The following is a 688-nucleotide window of genomic DNA, read 5'->3' as shown; positions in this document are numbered from 1 at the left end:
CCCATTGAGCGTGCTCGAATACGTGATGGACAAGGTCGACATGATCTTGCTGATGAGCGTCAACCCGGGCTTTGGCGGGCAGAAGTTCATCCCCGGCACCCTCGACAAGCTGCGCCAGGCGCGTGCGTTGATCGATGCATCCGGGCGTGACATCCGCCTTGAAATCGACGGCGGCGTAAACGTGAACAACATTCGTGAAATCGCTGCGGCTGGCGCTGACACCTTCGTCGCGGGCTCGGCAATTTTCAATGCGCCGAACTATCAGGAAGTGATCGAGAAGATGCGCGCCGAACTGGCACTGGCTCGCCCATGAGTGGTTTTGAGCAGTTGTTCCCGGGGCGTCTGCCGCGGCTGGTGATGTTCGATCTGGATGGCACGCTGATCGATTCGCTCCCGGACCTCGCAGCGGCCGTGGATAACATGCTGCTCAAGCTGGGTCGCCAGCCTGCCGGCATCGAGTCGGTACGTGAATGGGTCGGTAACGGCGCGCCGGTATTGGTGCGTCGTGCGCTGGCGGGTGGTATCGAGCACTCGGCCGTCGACAACGGTGAGGCTGAGCGCGCGCTGGAAATTTTCATGCAGGCTTATGGCGCAAGCCATGAGTTGACCGTGGTTTACCCTGGCGTGCGCGACACCTTGAAGTGGCTGCACAAGCAGGGCGTGGAGATGGCGCTGATCACTAACAAGC

Annotated in this window: 2 protein-coding genes; both read left to right on the top strand. The window is 60.8% G+C overall.

Annotation, left to right across the window (positions count from 1 at the left end; translation table 11 throughout):
* The coding region (locus tag AC1DRJ_RS31125) for a ribulose-phosphate 3-epimerase (RefSeq protein ID WP_477805488.1) at positions 1-313 on the top strand (313 nt) is incomplete at its 5' end.
* Positions 310-688: HAD family hydrolase (locus tag AC1DRJ_RS31120; RefSeq protein ID WP_477805487.1), on the top strand; the 379-nt coding region annotated here is incomplete at its 3' end. The genes AC1DRJ_RS31125 and AC1DRJ_RS31120, both read left to right, overlap by 4 nt.

The organism is Pseudomonas sp. P5_B2, from assembly GCF_056400445.1.
The sequence above is the reverse complement of the archived record's forward strand: the minus strand, read 5'-3'. Positions and strand labels throughout refer to the sequence as shown.